This is a genomic window from Enterobacter quasihormaechei (genome assembly GCF_004331385.1).
Lineage (GTDB): Bacteria > Pseudomonadota > Gammaproteobacteria > Enterobacterales > Enterobacteriaceae > Enterobacter > Enterobacter quasihormaechei.
Window position 1 is genome coordinate 365713 of sequence record NZ_SJON01000003.1, and the last position, 15680, is coordinate 381392.

The following is a 15680-nucleotide window of genomic DNA, read 5'->3' on the forward strand; positions in this document are numbered from 1 at the left end:
GCTCCTCGTTTGGCAAGCCAGAGAAACGTTTCTCTGGCAATAAGCCGTTACTCTAGTACGTTTGAGGAGCGCTTAACAATCTCTTAATTTTGGCTAGAGGCGTTCTTCAGAGGATGGCGTAATGTGCTGCTCTGGTTCGGGACTCTCTTTCCAGTATTTCTTCCGCGTTGTCTTACCAATGCCGGGGTTCATACTGTTTGTCGGGTCATTTTTGCGATAAAACTGTGTAAGCGTCTCCGGCGCTTTATACAGATGCCCCACGTTGTGCTCGGCAGGATACTGTGCGCCACGCGCGTGCAGCAGCGCGAGCATCTGCTCTTTCAGCGCATGCGCATCAACGCCTTTTTTGACGATGTAATCCTGGTGGAAGACATAGCACATAAAGTGGCCGTAATAGAGCTTGTGCACCAGCTTGCTGTCGATCTCCGGCGGCAGGTGTTCAAACCACTCGGTATCGTTGCGACGCAGCGCGATATCCAGCGCCAGAATATCTTCCACCTCTTCGGAATGGACGGCCTGATAACGGATAGCAGCACCCGCCGCAGCGAAGCGGTGCAGGAAGGCTTTACTGCCTTCTTCCGGCGTACAGGCGAAGAAATCCCCGTCGGCGGTTTTGAAGAACTCGGTAAGCCAGCTCTGCGCTTCGGCAATGCCGTCCCCGGCCATTTTCAGCAGCAGGTGATGCTCATACTTGTCACGCCAGGTCTTCATCCGCTCAGGTAAATGCGCCGGGAAGACGTTGCCCAGCTTCTGCATAAAGCGGTCGGTAAAGTGCGGCTTGAACAGCGACACTTTCTCCAGCATCGCGTCGGTGCGGCCCTTCATGGTGAAGAAGAACGGCATTTTGTCGGTGCCGAGCTTGTCGATCATCAGGAAGGTGTCTTTGCCGTAGCGTTCGGCGATGTCGTAAATGTCCCGGTGCATATACTCGCCCGCCACCGGCAGGTGCGTGAAGTCGGCCAGAATATGACGGCGGATCTCCGTCAGCACCTCCGGCTGATTGGTACCGATGTAAAACACCTGCTGCTTTTTCTCTGCCGGGAAGGTATCAAGGCGCACCGCAAACACCGCCAGCTTGCCCGCGCAGCCGGAAGATTCAAACAGACGATCCGGATCGGCGTTATAGCGCGCCGGTGTATCGGCCTCGATATCGCGCACGCGGGTGATGTAATCGTGGTCATGCGCGTGGCGGCCATCGTGCTGAACGTCTTCATCCTTCACGCGGTCATCGTCGAGCTTGCTGAGGATCTGCTCTGGCGTTACGCCCAGATCGATGCCCAGATGGTTTACCAGCGTCAGCTTGCCGTTTTCATCGATACGGGCAAACAGCGACATTTCCGTGTACGCCGGGCCGCGCTGTACCAGCGAGCCGCCGGAGTTGTTGCAGATCCCGCCGATCACCGAGGCGCCAATGCACGACGAGCCGATCACCGAGTGCGGCTCGCGTCCCAGCGGCTTAAGCGCTTTTTCCAGCGAGTAGAGCGTGGTGCCGGGGAAGGCGAGTACCTGTTCGCCTTTGTCCAGCAGGTGCAGTTTGTCGAGGCGCAGGGTGCTGATAATCACGATGTCACGATCGTAATCGTTGCCGTTCGGCGTGGAGCCTTCGGTCAGGCCGGTATTCGCAGCCTGCATTAAAATAATCTTGTCTGCCGCAACGCAGGTGCTCAGCACGCGCCACAGTTCGAGCAGCGTGCCGGGGAAAACCACCGCCAGCGCGTCGCCCTGTCCGGAGCGAAAGCCCTTACGGTAGCGGGCGGTTTTGGCCGGGTCGGTAAGCAGGTGAGAGTGACCCACCAGGCGCGACAGTTCGTTAATAAAAGTAGTGTTATCGTCAGTTCGAACAGAAGACATCTTCCACTCCTTGTGGTGGGGCAAATTTCTCGCTGTAAAGCATAGCGCGATTAGCCGTTAAGCGGTCGGGTATTCATGAGAAAAATCAGAGAATAACCCTGCACGGGTTTACGGGTTTGTGGCACACTGCGATTTTCGTACGGTCTGGCCGGGTGCTTCCCGCGGTTATTGATGAGAGAGAATAACAACATGAAATGGCTATGTTCTGTAGGTGTCGCCGTCAGCCTGGCGCTGCAACCTGCGATGGCAGAGGATTTGTCTGGTAATCACCCGCTCACGCCTGAAGCCCGCGACGCCTTTGTCACGGATTTACTCAAAAAGATGACGGTCGATGAGAAAATCGGCCAGTTGCGCCTGATCAGCGTCGGCCCGGATAACCCGAAAGAAGCGATCCGCGAGATGATCAAAGAGAGCCAGGTCGGAGCGATTTTTAACACCGTTACCCGTCAGGATATCCGCGCCATGCAGGATCAGGTGATGCAGCTCAGCCGCCTGAAAATTCCTCTCTTCTTCGCCTATGACGTGGTGCACGGTCAGCGTACCGTCTTCCCGATCAGCCTTGGCCTGGCCTCCTCGTTTAATCTTGATGCGGTGAAAACCGTCGGGCGCGTGTCGGCATATGAAGCCGCAGACGACGGCCTGAACATGACCTGGGCGCCGATGGTTGACGTCTCCCGCGATCCGCGCTGGGGCCGCGGCTCGGAAGGCTTTGGTGAAGATACCTGGTTAACCGCCACGATGGGCAAAACCATGGTGGAAGCGATGCAGGGCAAAAGTCCGGCAGATCGTTACTCGGTGATGACCAGCGTCAAGCATTTCGCCGCCTACGGCGCGGTGGAGGGCGGCAAAGAGTACAACACCGTCGACATGAGCCCCCAGCGTCTGTTCAACGACTACATGCCACCGTACAAAGCGGGGCTGGACGCGGGCAGCGGCGCGGTGATGGTGGCGCTGAACTCCCTCAACGGCACGCCTGCGACCTCTGATTCGTGGCTGCTGAAAGACGTGCTGCGCGACCAGTGGGGCTTTAAGGGCATCACCGTTTCAGACCACGGCGCGATTAAAGAGCTGATCAAGCACGGCACGGCGTCTGACCCGGAAGATGCGGTACGCGTGGCGCTCAAGTCCGGCATCAACATGAGCATGAGCGACGAGTACTACAGCAAATACCTGCCGGGGCTGGTGAAGAGCGGCAAGGTGACGATGGCGGAGCTGGACGATGCCGCGCGTCACGTGCTGAACGTGAAATATGACATGGGGCTGTTTAACGATCCGTACAGCCATCTGGGGCCGAAGGAGTCTGACCCGGCGGACACCAATGCCGAAAGCCGCCTGCACCGCAAAGAAGCCCGCGAAGTGGCGCGCGAAAGCCTGGTGCTGCTGAAAAACCGTCTTGAGACGCTGCCGCTGAAAAAATCCGGCACCATTGCCGTGGTCGGCCCGCTGGCCGACAGCAAGCGTGACGTGATGGGCAGCTGGTCCGCCGCGGGCGTGGCCGATCAGTCCGTCACGGTGCTGACCGGTATTAAGAGCGCCGTGGGTGATAACGCAAAAGTGGTTTATGCCAAAGGCGCGAACGTCACCGATGATAAAGACATCGTCACCTTCCTTAATCAGTATGAGGAAGCGGTGAAGGTCGATCCGCGCACGCCGAAGGAGATGATTGACGAAGCGGTAAACGCCGCGAAGCAGTCTGACGTAGTGGTCGCCGTGGTGGGTGAAGCGCAGGGGATGGCGCACGAAGCCTCCAGCCGTACCGACATCACCATTCCGCAAAGCCAGCGCGACCTGATCGCGGCCCTGAAAGCCACCGGCAAGCCGCTGGTGCTGGTGCTGATGAACGGTCGTCCGCTGGCGCTGGTGAAAGAAGACCAGCAGGCTGATGCCATTCTGGAAACCTGGTTCGCCGGTACCGAAGGGGGTAACGCCATCGCCGACGTGCTGTTTGGCGATTACAACCCGTCAGGCAAGCTGCCGATGTCCTTCCCACGCTCCGTCGGGCAGATCCCGGTTTACTACAGCCACCTGAACACCGGCCGCCCGTATAACGCCGACAAGCCGAACAAGTACACGTCTCGTTATTTCGATGAGGCGAACGGCCCGCTGTATCCGTTTGGCTACGGCCTGAGCTACACCACGTTTACGGTCTCTGACGTGAAAATGTCGGCCCCGACCCTGAAGCGTGATGGCAGCGTGACCGCCAGCGTGGATGTGACCAACAGCGGCAAGCGCGAAGGCGCGACGGTGATCCAGATGTACGTGCAGGACGTTACGGCCTCCATGAGCCGTCCGGTGAAACAGCTGCGCGGATTCGAGAAGGTCAACCTGAAGCCGGGCGAAACCAAAACGGTCAGCTTCCCGATTGACGTGAATGCGCTGAAGTTCTGGAATCAGCAGATGAAGTACGATGCCGAGCCGGGCAAATTTAACGTCTTCATCGGCGTGGATTCCGCCCGCGTGAACAAAGCCGAATTCGAACTGCTATAATCCTACCTTCCTTCCCATCCCCCGCGTGGCGGGGGATGCCTCTCATCTTCTACTAAAAACGGTTAAATTCCCTGTTTTAAGCTACGCTTTTCTCTCAAGCCTATGAAAAAGGCCGCAAAATAATGAGGAAAGCAGAATGACGATGATTAAGGGGATAACAGGATCGGCGGTGCTTCTGGCGGCGCTGAGCCTGCCGCTACAGGCCGCAGAGCCGGTAAAAGTGGGTTCCAAAATTGATACCGAAGGCGCGTTGCTCGGCAATATCATTTTGCAGGTGCTCGACAGTCACGGCGTAAAAACGATCAATAAAGTTCAGCTTGGCACCACCCCGGTGGTGCGCGGTGCCATCACTTCCGGCGAGCTGGATATCTATCCGGAATACACCGGCAATGGGGCATTCTTCTTCAAGGATGAAAACGATCCGGCCTGGAAAAATGCCAAAGCCGGGTACGAAAAAGTCAAAAAGCTGGATGCGGAAAAAAACAGGCTGGTCTGGCTCACGCCGGCACCCGCTAACAACACCTGGACCATCGCGGTGCGCAAAGATATCGCCGAGAAAGGCAAGCTCACTTCGCTTGACGATCTCAGCCGCTACCTGAAAGAGAAGGGCGAATTTAAGCTCGCGGCCTCGGCCGAGTTTATCGAGCGCGCGGATGCCCTGCCGGCGTTTGAAAAAGCCTATGATTTCAAGCTCGATCAGGCGCAGCTGCTCTCCCTGGCGGGCGGCGACACGGCGGTGACCATTAAAGCCGCGGCGCAGCAAACCTCCGGCGTCAACGCGGCGATGGCCTACGGCACCGACGGCCCGGTCGCGGCGCTTGGCCTGCAAACCTTAACCGACCCGAAAGGCGTTCAGCCGATTTACGCCCCAACCCCGGTCGTGCGTGAGGCGGTGCTGCAAGCCTACCCGGATATCGACAAATGGCTGAAACCGGTGTTTGAAAAACTGGATGCGAAAACGCTGCAACAGCTGAATGCCAGCATTGCCGTTGAGGGGCTGGATGCCAAAAAAGTGGCCGCCGACTTCCTGAAACAACAAGGGCTTGTGAAGTAACGGGATACGGCTGTGCCAATAAAATGTCATAACCGCGTTCTGCTGCTGTTGGCCTGTGTGGCCATCGCGGCGGTCGCGTTACCTTTTGTCAATGTCGCACCAAACCGCCTGGTATCGGGCGAACCGCACGCGCTCTGGCAGATGTGGTCGTTTACGCCGCTGCTGCTGGGCGCGGCGCTGGCGAGCGCGCTGGTATTATCGTTCTCGCCAGGACGTGCCGCACTCTGGCTGACGCTGCTTCTCTGTGAAGCGTTGTTTATCGTGCTGTTCTGGAGCGCAGGGCAGGCGGCAACGCTGATGGCCTCGGTTGAAAGCCCGCTTGCGCGCACGTCGATTGGCAGCGGCCTGTGGCTGTGGCTGGCGCTCTGCCTGCTGGCCTGTAGCGACGCCATTCGTCGTCTGACGCCGCTGCCCGTCTGGCGCTGGCTGCTGAATGCGCAATTCTGGATTATTCCTCTGCTGATCCTCTTCAGCGGCGATCTGAATCAGCTCTCGCTGTTAAAAGAGTACGTCAACCGCCAGGAGGTATTTGACAACGCGCTGGTGCAACATCTGACGATCCTGTTCGGGACGCTGATCCCGGCCCTGCTGCTGGGTGTGCCGTTGGGGATGTGGTGCTACCGGCATCCCAGCCGGCAGGGCGCTGTCTTTACCGCCCTCAACGTGATTCAGACCATCCCCTCCGTTGCCCTGTTTGGCCTGCTGATTGCCCCCCTTGCCGGTCTGGTGAAATCCTTCCCGGCGTTGGCTGCGGCGGGCATTGCCGGTACCGGGCTGACGCCAGCGCTCATCGCCCTTGTGCTGTATGCGCTATTGCCGCTGGTGCGCGGGGTGGTGGCGGGGTTAAGCCAGGTCCCGCCCGACGTGCTGGAAAGCGCCCATGCAATGGGGATGAGTGCGCGCCAGTGTTTCTGGAAAATTCAGCTGCCGCTTGCGCTTCCGCTGCTGGTGCGTAGCCTGCGGGTGGTGACGGTGCAAACCGTGGGGATGGCGGTGATTGCCGCGCTGATCGGTGCGGGCGGTTTTGGGGCACTGGTCTTCCAGGGGCTGCTCAGCAGCGCGCTGGATCTGGTGTTGCTGGGCGTCGTACCCACGATTGCGCTTGCGGTCGTGCTGGATGCCTTATTTGCCCTGTGGCTCGCGCTGCTCGGGAGAAGAGCCAATGATTGAATTTCATGATGTCAGTAAAACCTTTGCGGGCCGTCCGGCGGCAAGCCACCTTAATCTGCACTTTGCCGAAGGGGCGTTCTCGGTACTGATCGGGACGTCGGGGTCAGGAAAATCCACGACGTTGAAGATGATCAACCGGCTGGTGGAACACGACAGCGGGACGATTCGCTTTGCCGGAGAGGAGATCCGCAGCCTGCCGGTGCTGGAGCTGCGGCGTCGTATGGGCTACGCCATTCAGTCCATCGGCCTGTTTCCCCACTGGACGGTGGCGCAGAACATTGCCACCGTGCTACAGCTGGAAAAATGGTCCCGGGCGAAGATCAACGCGCGCGTCGACGAACTGATGGCGCTGCTGGGCCTGGACACCTCGCTTCGCGACCGTTATCCGCACCAGCTTTCCGGCGGGCAGCAGCAGCGGGTCGGGGTGGCGCGCGCGCTGGCCGCTAACCCGCAGGTGCTGCTGATGGATGAGCCCTTCGGCGCGCTGGATCCGGTCACCCGCGGCGCGCTTCAGGCCGAGATGAGCCGCATCCACCGCATTCTTGGGCGCACGATCGTGCTGGTGACGCATGATATCGACGAGGCACTGCGGCTGGCCGATCGCCTGGTGCTGATGGATCATGGCGAAGTCGTCCAGCAGGGTACGCCCCTTGAACTGTTAACGTCGCCGGCAAACGATTTTGTGCGTGAGTTTTTTGGCCGCAGCGAGCTGGGCGTCAGGCTGCTCTCTCTGCGCACCGTCAGAGACTATATGCGCCCGCAGGATGGGCCGGTCAACGGTGAACCGCTGCACGATGGGATGAGCCTGCGCGATGCCCTGTCGGCGTTTGTCGCCCGGCAGTGCGAAGTATTACCCGTTGCGGACGGGCAGGGAACGCCATGCGGGACGATCCATTTTCGCGATCTGCTGGCGGGGGAGGTGACGCGTGAAGTGGGTTCGTGATCCGTTACTCTGGCTGACAGGGCTATTTATCGCCTTACTCTACCTGATGCCGCACAGCGCGGCGCTGTTTAATACGCTCTTCCCCGGACTACCGCGTCCGGTGTACCAGCAGGAGAGCTTTGTTAATCTCACCCTGGCGCACTTCTGGCTGGTGGCGGTGTCAAGCGTGATTGCCATCGTGCTGGGCGTTGGCGCCGGTATTGCGGTGACGCGGCCAGCGGGCAGGGAGTTTCGCCCGCTGGTGGAGACCATCGCCGCAACGGGGCAGACCTTCCCGCCGGTGGCCGTGCTGGCGATTGCCGTGCCGGCGATCGGTTTTGGGCAGGAGCCTGCCATCATTGCGCTGATTTTGTACGGCGTGTTGCCCATTCTGCAAGGGACGCTGGCGGGCATTGCGGCGGTGCCGGCATCGGTGCTGAGCGTAGCGGAAGGGATGGGGATGAGCGCCTGGCAGCGGCTGGTTAAGGTAGAACTGCCGCTGGCCGCACCGGTGATTATCGCCGGCGTACGCACGTCCGTGATTATCAACATTGGTACGGCAACCATCGCCTCGACCGTCGGTGCGAATACGCTGGGGACGCCGATCATCATCGGACTAAGCGGGTTTAATACGGCTTACATTATTCAGGGGGCGGTGCTGGTTGCGCTGGCGGCGATTGTGGTGGATCGCCTGTTTGAACGCCTGGCTGGATACCTCAGCCAACACCGCCGCGAACAATAAAGGAATACCCTGCCAGCATAACGCCACCGATACCGCTGATGGCCATCAGTGCAAAAAGGGTAATTACGGCCAGTTTCGTTGCCTTCATCATGTGCTCCTCTTGTTAACGGAACAATTATACGGTGAAGCGCAGCTGTTAATGAACCATTAAATGCCTTTACGACGCATTTGGCCCCAGCGGATAAACGGGATAACCGTGTTCGCGCCACTCCGTCAGGAGCTGCTGCTGCGAAGCGGAGGGGACTTCGCCGCACCAGACCAGCAGCGTCTGTCCCTCAAACAGTTCCGGCCTGAGCTGGGCCAGCGAGTGGGCAAGGACGTCAACCCGCCAGCCCTGCTGGGTGGCAATCCAGGCTTCGAGCCACAGCCGGGTGGTATCGTGCACGTTCCAGCCGATCACCAGCGCGTCTTTACCGTTTTTATTCCGCGCCGAGGAAAGACAGACGGAAATATAGTTAATCAGCACGCCGTCAAGCATGCTGAGTAGCGCCTGTAAGGTGGTTTGCTGACACTGGAGCCGACGCCGTAAGGGGATAAAAAGATGGGCGATCAGGGTTTGCGCGGGGTAGTCGCGACCCTGTTCTTTGATCCAGCCGCGCAGACGCTGCACATTGCCGGTCTGCAACAGCCTCAGCAGCGTTTCCTGCCGCTCGCGCCAGAGATGCTGGGTGTCAGGATCGTCCTGACACAGAAGCGATTTTACCTTGCCGACCTGCACGCCGTTGTCGATCCAGCTTTTGATCTCGCGGATCCGGTCAATGTCCGCATCGTTAAACAGGCGGTGCCCGCCGTCCGTTCTTTGCGGTTTAAGCAATCCGTACCGTCGCTGCCACGCCCGTAGCGTAACGGGATTGACATCACACAGGAGTGCCACTTCACCTATCGTGTAAAGCGCCATTTTCGCCCCCAGGCTTGCGCGTGCCCAGCTTAACTGTAGACCCACTTTGCTGAACCGGGAAAATTTGATTCTTTTTCGTACAGGTTATGGGAGGAACAGCTTATCTCCGGCAAAAGGTGTGATGGCGGGCACGAATTATCGCTTTTATGGCACGTTTCAAAGAAAGTTAAACGCCTTCAGTGTATGTTACGCGTTTTTAGAATATGCGGTTTGTGAGTATGTACGAGTTTAATCTGGTGCTGCTGTTGCTTCAGCAGATGTGCGTGTTCCTGGTCATCGCCTGGCTGATGAGCAAAACGCGCCTGTTTATTCCGCTGATGCAGGTTACCGTACGTTTACCGCACAAGCTGCTCTGCTACGTCACCTTCTCCATTTTCTGCATTATGGGTACCTATTTTGGTCTCCATATCGAAGACTCTATCGCCAATACGCGCGCCATCGGCGCGGTTATGGGCGGGCTGCTCGGTGGCCCGGTCGTGGGCGGTCTGGTGGGATTAACCGGCGGCCTGCATCGTTATTCCATGGGCGGTATGACGGCGCTGAGCTGCATGATCTCCACCATTGTCGAAGGGCTGCTGGGTGGCCTCGTCCACAGCTATATGATTAAGCGCGGTCGCCCGGATAAAGTGTTCAGCCCCCTTACCGCCGGGGCGATCACCTTCGTGGCGGAAATGGCGCAGATGGCGATCATCCTGCTGATTGCGCGCCCGTTTGACGATGCGTTACACCTCGTCAGCAACATTGCCGCACCGATGATGGTCACCAATACCGTAGGCGCGGCGCTGTTTATGCGCATTCTGCTCGACAAACGCGCCATGTTTGAAAAATACACCTCGGCTTTTTCTGCCACCGCCTTAAAAGTTGCGGCGTCGACGGAAGGGATCCTGCGCCAGGGATTCAACGAAGAGAACAGTATGAAGGTGGCGCAGGTGCTGTATAAAGAGCTGGATATCGGGGCCGTGGCGATTACCGATCGCGAAAAGCTGCTGGCGTTTACCGGCACCGGCGACGACCACCATCTGCCGGGTAAACCCATCTCCTCGGCCTATACCCTGCGCGCCATTGAAACGGGTGAAGTGGTGTATGCCGACGGGAATGAAGTGCCGTACCGCTGTTCCCTGCATCCGCAGTGCAAACTTGGCTCGACGCTGGTCATCCCCCTGCGGGGTGAAAACCAGCGCGTGATGGGCACCATTAAGCTTTACGAAGCCAAAAATCGCCTGTTCAGCTCCATCAACCGCACGCTGGGGGAGGGGATCGCCCAGCTGCTTTCGGCGCAAATCCTCGCGGGGCAGTATGAACGGCAAAAAGCGCTGCTGACGCAGTCAGAAATTAAGCTCCTGCACGCCCAGGTGAATCCGCATTTCCTGTTTAACGCGCTCAACACGCTGAAGGCGGTGATCCGCCGCGACAGCGATCAGGCCGCGCAGCTGGTGCAGTTTCTGTCGACGTTTTTCCGCAAAAACCTGAAGCGGCCGTCGGAGATCGTGACCCTTGCGGACGAGATTGAACACGTAAACGCCTATCTGCAAATCGAGAAAGCGCGCTTTCAGTCACGTTTGCAGGTGTCGTTATCCGTCCCGGACGAGCTGGCGTATCAGCATCTTCCCGCTTTTACCCTGCAACCGATTGTAGAGAATGCCATTAAGCATGGAACATCGCAGCTGCTGGGCACGGGGGAGATTGTGATTTCCGCGTCTCGTTTTAACCACCATCTGGTGCTGAATATTGAAGATAACGCGGGGCTGTATGAAGCCTCTGCGTCAGGCGGTCTGGGCATGAGCCTGGTGGATAAACGCCTGCGCGCGCATTTCGGGGACGACTGCGGAATAACCGTCGCCTGTGAGCCAGACCGCTTTACCCGAATTACCTTACGATTGCCGCTGGAGGAGAACGCATGTTAAGAGTGCTGATTGTTGATGATGAGCCGTTAGCACGGGAAAACCTGCGTGTCCTGTTGCAGGAGCAGAGTGACATTGAGGTCGTGGGTGAATGTGCCAATGCGATTGAAGGCATCGGCGCGGTGCATAAGCTGCGTCCGGACGTCGTATTTCTCGATATTCAGATGCCGCGCATCAGCGGGCTGGAGATGGTCGGCATGCTTGACCCGGAGCACCGTCCCTATATCGTCTTTCTGACCGCCTTTGACGAGTACGCCGTAAAGGCGTTTGAAGAGCACGCGTTCGATTATCTCCTGAAACCGATTGAAGAGAAACGGCTCGAAAAGACCCTGGCCCGTTTGCGGCAGGAGCGTACCGTGCAGGATGTATCGCTCCTGCCAGACCATCAGCAGCCCCTGAAGTTTATCCCCTGCACCGGACACAGCCGGATTTACCTCCTGCAAATGGACGACGTTGCCTTTGTCAGCAGCCGTCTGAGCGGGGTATACGTTACCAGTGCCGAAGGCAACGAAGGCTTTACCGAGCTGACGCTGCGCACGCTGGAAAGCCGCACGCCGCTGATCCGCTGCCACCGTCAGTATCTGGTGAACATGGCGCACCTGAAGGAGATCCGTCTGGAAGATAACGGCCAGGCCGAGCTGGTGCTGCGCGCCGGACAGACCGTGCCCGTTAGCCGTCGCTACCTGAAAAGTTTGAAAGAGGCGATTGGCCTGTAAAACTGGTACACTGCGCGCCATTGCATCATCGACATTCGAAGGCTCTATGCTAAGTAACGATATTCTTCGTAGCCTGCGCTACACCCTGAAGGCGAACAACAATGACATGGTGCGCATTCTTGCGCTTTCCGATATGGAATCCACGTCCGCCAGTTTCGACACCTGGATGACCAAAGAAGATGAAGAGGGCTTTGTTCGCTGCCCGGACATTATTCTGTCGGGCTTTCTGAATGGCCTGATCTACGACAGACGCGGCAAAGATGCGTCTGCGCCCGAGCTGGCGCTGGAGCGTCGGGTGAACAACAACACGGTGCTGAAAAAACTGCGTATTGCGTTCTCCCTGAAAACTGACGACATCCTGGCGATCGTGACCGAGCAGAAATTTCGCGTGTCGATGCCGGAAATCACCGCCATGATGCGCGCGCCGGATCATAAGAATTACCGCGAGTGTGGGGATCAGTTTCTGCGCTATTTCCTGCGTGGGTTGACGCAGCGGATGCACAGCACGAAGGCGTGATTTTAGCCGGGTGGCGGCTTCGCCTTACCCGGCCTACATAACCCGTAGGCCTGAGCAAGCGTAGCGCCGCCGGGCAAAAAAAAAGCCGGATTCTCATCCGGCTTTTTTATTATTTCACCTGCTGACCCGGCTTCGCGCCTTCGTCAGGGCTTAACAGGAAGATGTCTTTTCCGCCCGGGCCTGCGGCCATCACCATCCCCTCAGAGATGCCGAAGCGCATTTTACGCGGAGCCAGGTTTGCCACCATCACGGTCTGACGACCAATCAGCACCTGCGGGTCAGGATACGCGGAGCGAATGCCGGAGAAGACGTTACGCTTCTCACCGCCCAGATCCAGCGTCAGACGCAGCAGTTTGTCAGAACCTTCCACGAACTCCGCGTTTTCGATCAGCGCCACGCGCAGGTCGACCTTCGCGAAATCATCAAAGGTGATGGTCTCCTGAATCGGATCGTCAGCCAGCGGGCCGGTCACCGGTGCGGTCGCCGCTTTCACCTCTTCCTTAGAGGCTTCCACCAGGGCGTCAACCTGCTTCATCTCGATGCGGTTGTACAGCGCCTTGAAGGTGTTCACCTTGTGGCCGAGCAGCGGCTGCTGGATGGCATCCCAGGTCAGCTCGGTATTCAGGAACGCTTCCGCGCGGGCTGATAGCTGCGGCAGAACCGGCTTCAGCCAGGTCATCAGCACGCGGAACATGTTCAGACCCATGGTGCAGATTGCCTGCAAGTCGGCGTCGCGGCCTTCCTGTTTCGCCACCACCCACGGTGCCTGCTCGTCCACATAGCGGTTGGCCACGTCTGCCAGCGCCATGATTTCGCGAATGGCTTTACCGAATTCACGGCTTTCCCAGGCTTCGCCAACCGCAGCGGCGGCGTCGGTGAAGGTTTTGTACAGTTCAGGATCGGCCAGCTCGGCAGAGAGCACGCCGTCAAAGCGTTTGGCAATAAAGCCCGCGTTACGTGACGCCAGGTTCACCACCTTGTTGACGATGTCCGCGTTCACGCGCTGGACGAAATCTTCCAGGTTCAGGTCGATATCGTCGATGCGGGAAGAGAGCTTCGCGGTGTAATAGTAGCGCAGGCTGTCCGCGTCAAAGTGGTTCAGCCAGGTGCTGGCCTTAATAAACGTCCCGCGAGATTTAGACATCTTCGCGCCGTTCACCGTGACGTAGCCATGTACGAACAGGTTAGTCGGCTTGCGGAAGTTGCTGCCTTCCAGCATCGCTGGCCAGAACAGGCTGTGGAAGTAAACGATGTCTTTGCCGATAAAGTGGTACAGTTCGGCATCGGAATCTTTCTTCCAGTATTCGTCGAAGCTTACGGTGTCGCCGCGCTTGTCACACAGGTTCTTGAACGAACCCATGTAGCCGATTGGCGCATCCAGCCAGACGTAGAAATATTTGCCCGGCGCGTTCGGGATTTCAAAGCCAAAGTAGGGCGCATCGCGGGAGATATCCCACTGTTGCAGACCGGACTCGAACCACTCCTGCATTTTGTTCGCAACCTGCTCCTGCAACGCACCGCTGCGGGTCCACGCCTTCAGCATTTCGCTGAAGGACGGCAGGTCGAAGAAGAAGTGCTCGGAGTCACGCATCACCGGCGTCGCGCCGGAAACCACGGATTTCGGTTCGATAAGCTCGGTCGGGCTGTAGGTCGCGCCGCACACTTCGCAGTTATCGCCGTACTGGTCCGGGGATTTACATTTCGGGCAGGTGCCTTTGACGAAACGGTCCGGCAGGAACATGCCTTTTTCCGGATCGTACAGCTGAGAAATGGTGCGGTTTTTAATGAAACCATTCTCTTTCAGACGGGTGTAGATCAGCTCCGACAGCTCGCGGTTTTCGTCGCTGTGTGTGGAGTGATAGTTGTCATAGCTGATGTCAAAGCCAGCAAAATCGGTCTGATGCTCCTGACTCATTTCGGCGATCATCTGTTCCGGGGAGATCCCCAGCTGCTGCGCTTTCAGCATGATCGGCGTGCCGTGGGCATCGTCCGCACAGATGAAGTTCACCTCGTGGCCGCGCATTCGCTGGTAACGGACCCAGACATCAGCCTGGATATGCTCCAGCATGTGGCCGAGGTGGATTGAGCCGTTGGCGTACGGCAGGGCGCACGTTACCAGAATTTTCTTCGCGACTTGAGTCATAGTAGGCATTACTTCTTTTAACTGTGAAAAGGGTTTTCGATATTACCAAAAGGGGCATTATTAAGTAAGCACAAACCGCGGCCTTTCAGGTAAACTTGTTGGCCTAAGGTCTTATTCACAAGAACAAAGGAGTCGGGATGAGTTCTCAATCCCAGGCCAAATCACCGGAAGCCTTACGAGCAATGGTCGCCGGGACGCTGGCTAATTTTCAGCATCCAACCCTGAAGCACAATCTCACGACGCTGAAAGCGCTTCACCACGTCGCATGGCTGGACGATACGCTGCACATCGAGCTACAGATGCCGTTCGTCTGGACCAGCGCTTTTGATGCCCTGAAAGAGCAAACCAGCTCTGAGCTGCTGCGCATTACCGGGGCAAAAGCGATTGACTGGAAGCTGAGCCACAGCATCGCCACGCTCAAGCGCGTGAAAAATCAGCCGGGCGTTAACGGGGTGAAGAACATCATCGCCGTCAGCTCTGGCAAGGGTGGGGTGGGTAAATCCTCAACCGCCGTTAACCTGGCGCTTGCGCTGGCGGCAGAGGGGGCCAAGGTCGGCATTCTGGATGCGGATATCTACGGTCCGTCCATTCCAAACATGCTGGGGGCGGAAAACCAGCGTCCAACCTCGCCGGACGGCACCCACATGGCGCCGATCGTGGCGCACGGGCTGGCGACCAACTCCATTGGTTACCTGGTGACGGACGATAACGCGATGGTCTGGCGTGGCCCGATGGCCAGCAAAGCGCTGCTGCAAATGTTGCAGGAGACAATGTGGCCTGACCTTGATTATCTGGTGCTGGACATGCCGCCGGGCACCGGGGATATCCAGCTGACGCTGGCGCAGAACATTCCGGTCACCGGCGCCGTGGTGGTAACCACGCCGCAGGACATCGCCCTGATCGACGCCAAAAAAGGCATTGTCATGTTCGAGAAAGTGGAGGTGCCGGTCCTGGGCATCGTCGAGAACATGAGCATGCACATTTGCAGCAATTGCGGTCATCACGAGCCCATCTTTGGCACCGGCGGTGCGGAAAAGCTGGCGGCGCAGTACCATACGCAGCTGCTTGGGCAACTGCCGCTGCACATCACGCTGCGTGAAGATCTCGATAGCGGGAAACCGACGGTGGTCAGCCGTCCGGACAGCGAGTTTACGGAAATCTATCGCCAGCTGGCAGGGCGCGTTGCGGCGCAGCTGTACTGGCAGGGTGAAGTGATCCCAAGCGAGATCGCCTTCCGCGCGGTGTAAATCCTTCGCGTCGAATTGCCGGGTGGCGCTGC

The 15680-nt window shown here is 58.2% G+C and carries 13 protein-coding genes; 9 read left to right on the forward strand and 4 right to left on the reverse strand.

What is annotated here, in order from left to right; genetic code table 11:
- Window positions 1-93: 93 nt before the first annotated feature.
- Window positions 94-1851, reverse strand: coding sequence for a D-lactate dehydrogenase (dld, locus tag E0L16_RS06840; RefSeq protein WP_131636586.1), 1758 nt, complete (start codon window positions 1849-1851; stop codon window positions 94-96).
- 189 nt (window positions 1852-2040) lie between these two features.
- Here dld and bglX point away from each other — a divergent pair, with 189 nt between their 5' ends.
- From bglX to E0L16_RS06865, 5 genes are all read left to right on the forward strand, one after another.
- The gene (bglX, locus tag E0L16_RS06845; protein ID WP_131636587.1) at window positions 2041-4338 is read left to right on the forward strand and encodes a beta-glucosidase BglX; all 2298 of its coding nucleotides are present in this window, start codon (window positions 2041-2043) and stop codon (window positions 4336-4338) included.
- A gap of 136 nt (window positions 4339-4474) precedes the next feature.
- On the forward strand, window positions 4475-5392 hold the full coding sequence (osmF, locus tag E0L16_RS06850) for a glycine betaine ABC transporter substrate-binding protein OsmF (protein WP_063868319.1): 918 nt from the start codon (window positions 4475-4477) through the stop codon (window positions 5390-5392).
- 12 nt (window positions 5393-5404) lie between these two features.
- Complete coding sequence (locus tag E0L16_RS06855) at window positions 5405-6562, forward strand: ABC transporter permease (protein WP_131636588.1); 1158 nt, start codon at window positions 5405-5407, stop codon at window positions 6560-6562.
- Window positions 6555-7505 carry an ABC transporter ATP-binding protein gene (locus E0L16_RS06860; protein WP_063868321.1) on the forward strand — a complete coding sequence of 317 codons (951 nt, stop codon included), beginning with the start codon at window positions 6555-6557 and terminating at the stop codon, window positions 7503-7505. The genes E0L16_RS06855 and E0L16_RS06860 overlap by 8 nt, the downstream gene beginning before the upstream one ends.
- On the forward strand, window positions 7489-8226 hold the full coding sequence (locus E0L16_RS06865) for an ABC transporter permease (RefSeq protein WP_063450299.1): 738 nt from the start codon (window positions 7489-7491) through the stop codon (window positions 8224-8226). The genes E0L16_RS06860 and E0L16_RS06865 overlap by 17 nt, the downstream gene beginning before the upstream one ends.
- Here the strand turns inward: E0L16_RS06865 and E0L16_RS06870 are convergent.
- Window positions 8201-8314, reverse strand: coding sequence for a protein YohO (locus E0L16_RS06870; RefSeq protein ID WP_017383372.1), 114 nt, complete (start codon window positions 8312-8314; stop codon window positions 8201-8203). The genes E0L16_RS06865 and E0L16_RS06870 overlap by 26 nt on opposite strands.
- A gap of 69 nt (window positions 8315-8383) precedes the next feature.
- Complete coding sequence (mlrA, locus tag E0L16_RS06875; protein WP_131636595.1) at window positions 8384-9124, reverse strand: HTH-type transcriptional regulator MlrA; 741 nt, start codon at window positions 9122-9124, stop codon at window positions 8384-8386.
- Between the two features lie 218 nt (window positions 9125-9342).
- Here mlrA and E0L16_RS06880 point away from each other — a divergent pair, with 218 nt between their 5' ends.
- Genes E0L16_RS06880 through E0L16_RS06890 form a run of 3 tightly spaced genes read left to right on the forward strand, consistent with a single transcriptional unit; the run spans window position 9343 to window position 12258 of the window.
- The gene (locus tag E0L16_RS06880; RefSeq protein ID WP_131636589.1) at window positions 9343-11028 is read left to right on the forward strand and encodes a sensor histidine kinase; all 1686 of its coding nucleotides are present in this window, start codon (window positions 9343-9345) and stop codon (window positions 11026-11028) included.
- Complete coding sequence (btsR, locus tag E0L16_RS06885; protein WP_107533377.1) at window positions 11022-11741, forward strand: two-component system response regulator BtsR; 720 nt, start codon at window positions 11022-11024, stop codon at window positions 11739-11741. Before E0L16_RS06880 ends, btsR begins: the two co-directional genes overlap by 7 nt.
- A gap of 46 nt (window positions 11742-11787) precedes the next feature.
- The gene (locus E0L16_RS06890; protein WP_063450295.1) at window positions 11788-12258 is read left to right on the forward strand and encodes a YehS family protein; all 471 of its coding nucleotides are present in this window, start codon (window positions 11788-11790) and stop codon (window positions 12256-12258) included.
- A gap of 109 nt (window positions 12259-12367) precedes the next feature.
- Here the strand turns inward: E0L16_RS06890 and metG are convergent, their stop codons facing one another.
- A complete protein-coding gene (metG, locus tag E0L16_RS06895) occupies window positions 12368-14401 on the reverse strand; it encodes a methionine--tRNA ligase (protein WP_131636590.1) in 2034 nt (677 codons plus the stop codon).
- A gap of 137 nt (window positions 14402-14538) precedes the next feature.
- On the opposite strand from metG, the gene apbC reads away from it, so the two are divergent.
- Window positions 14539-15648, forward strand: coding sequence for an iron-sulfur cluster carrier protein ApbC (gene apbC / locus E0L16_RS06900; RefSeq protein WP_022648674.1), 1110 nt, complete (start codon window positions 14539-14541; stop codon window positions 15646-15648).
- Window positions 15649-15680 lie beyond the last annotated feature (32 nt).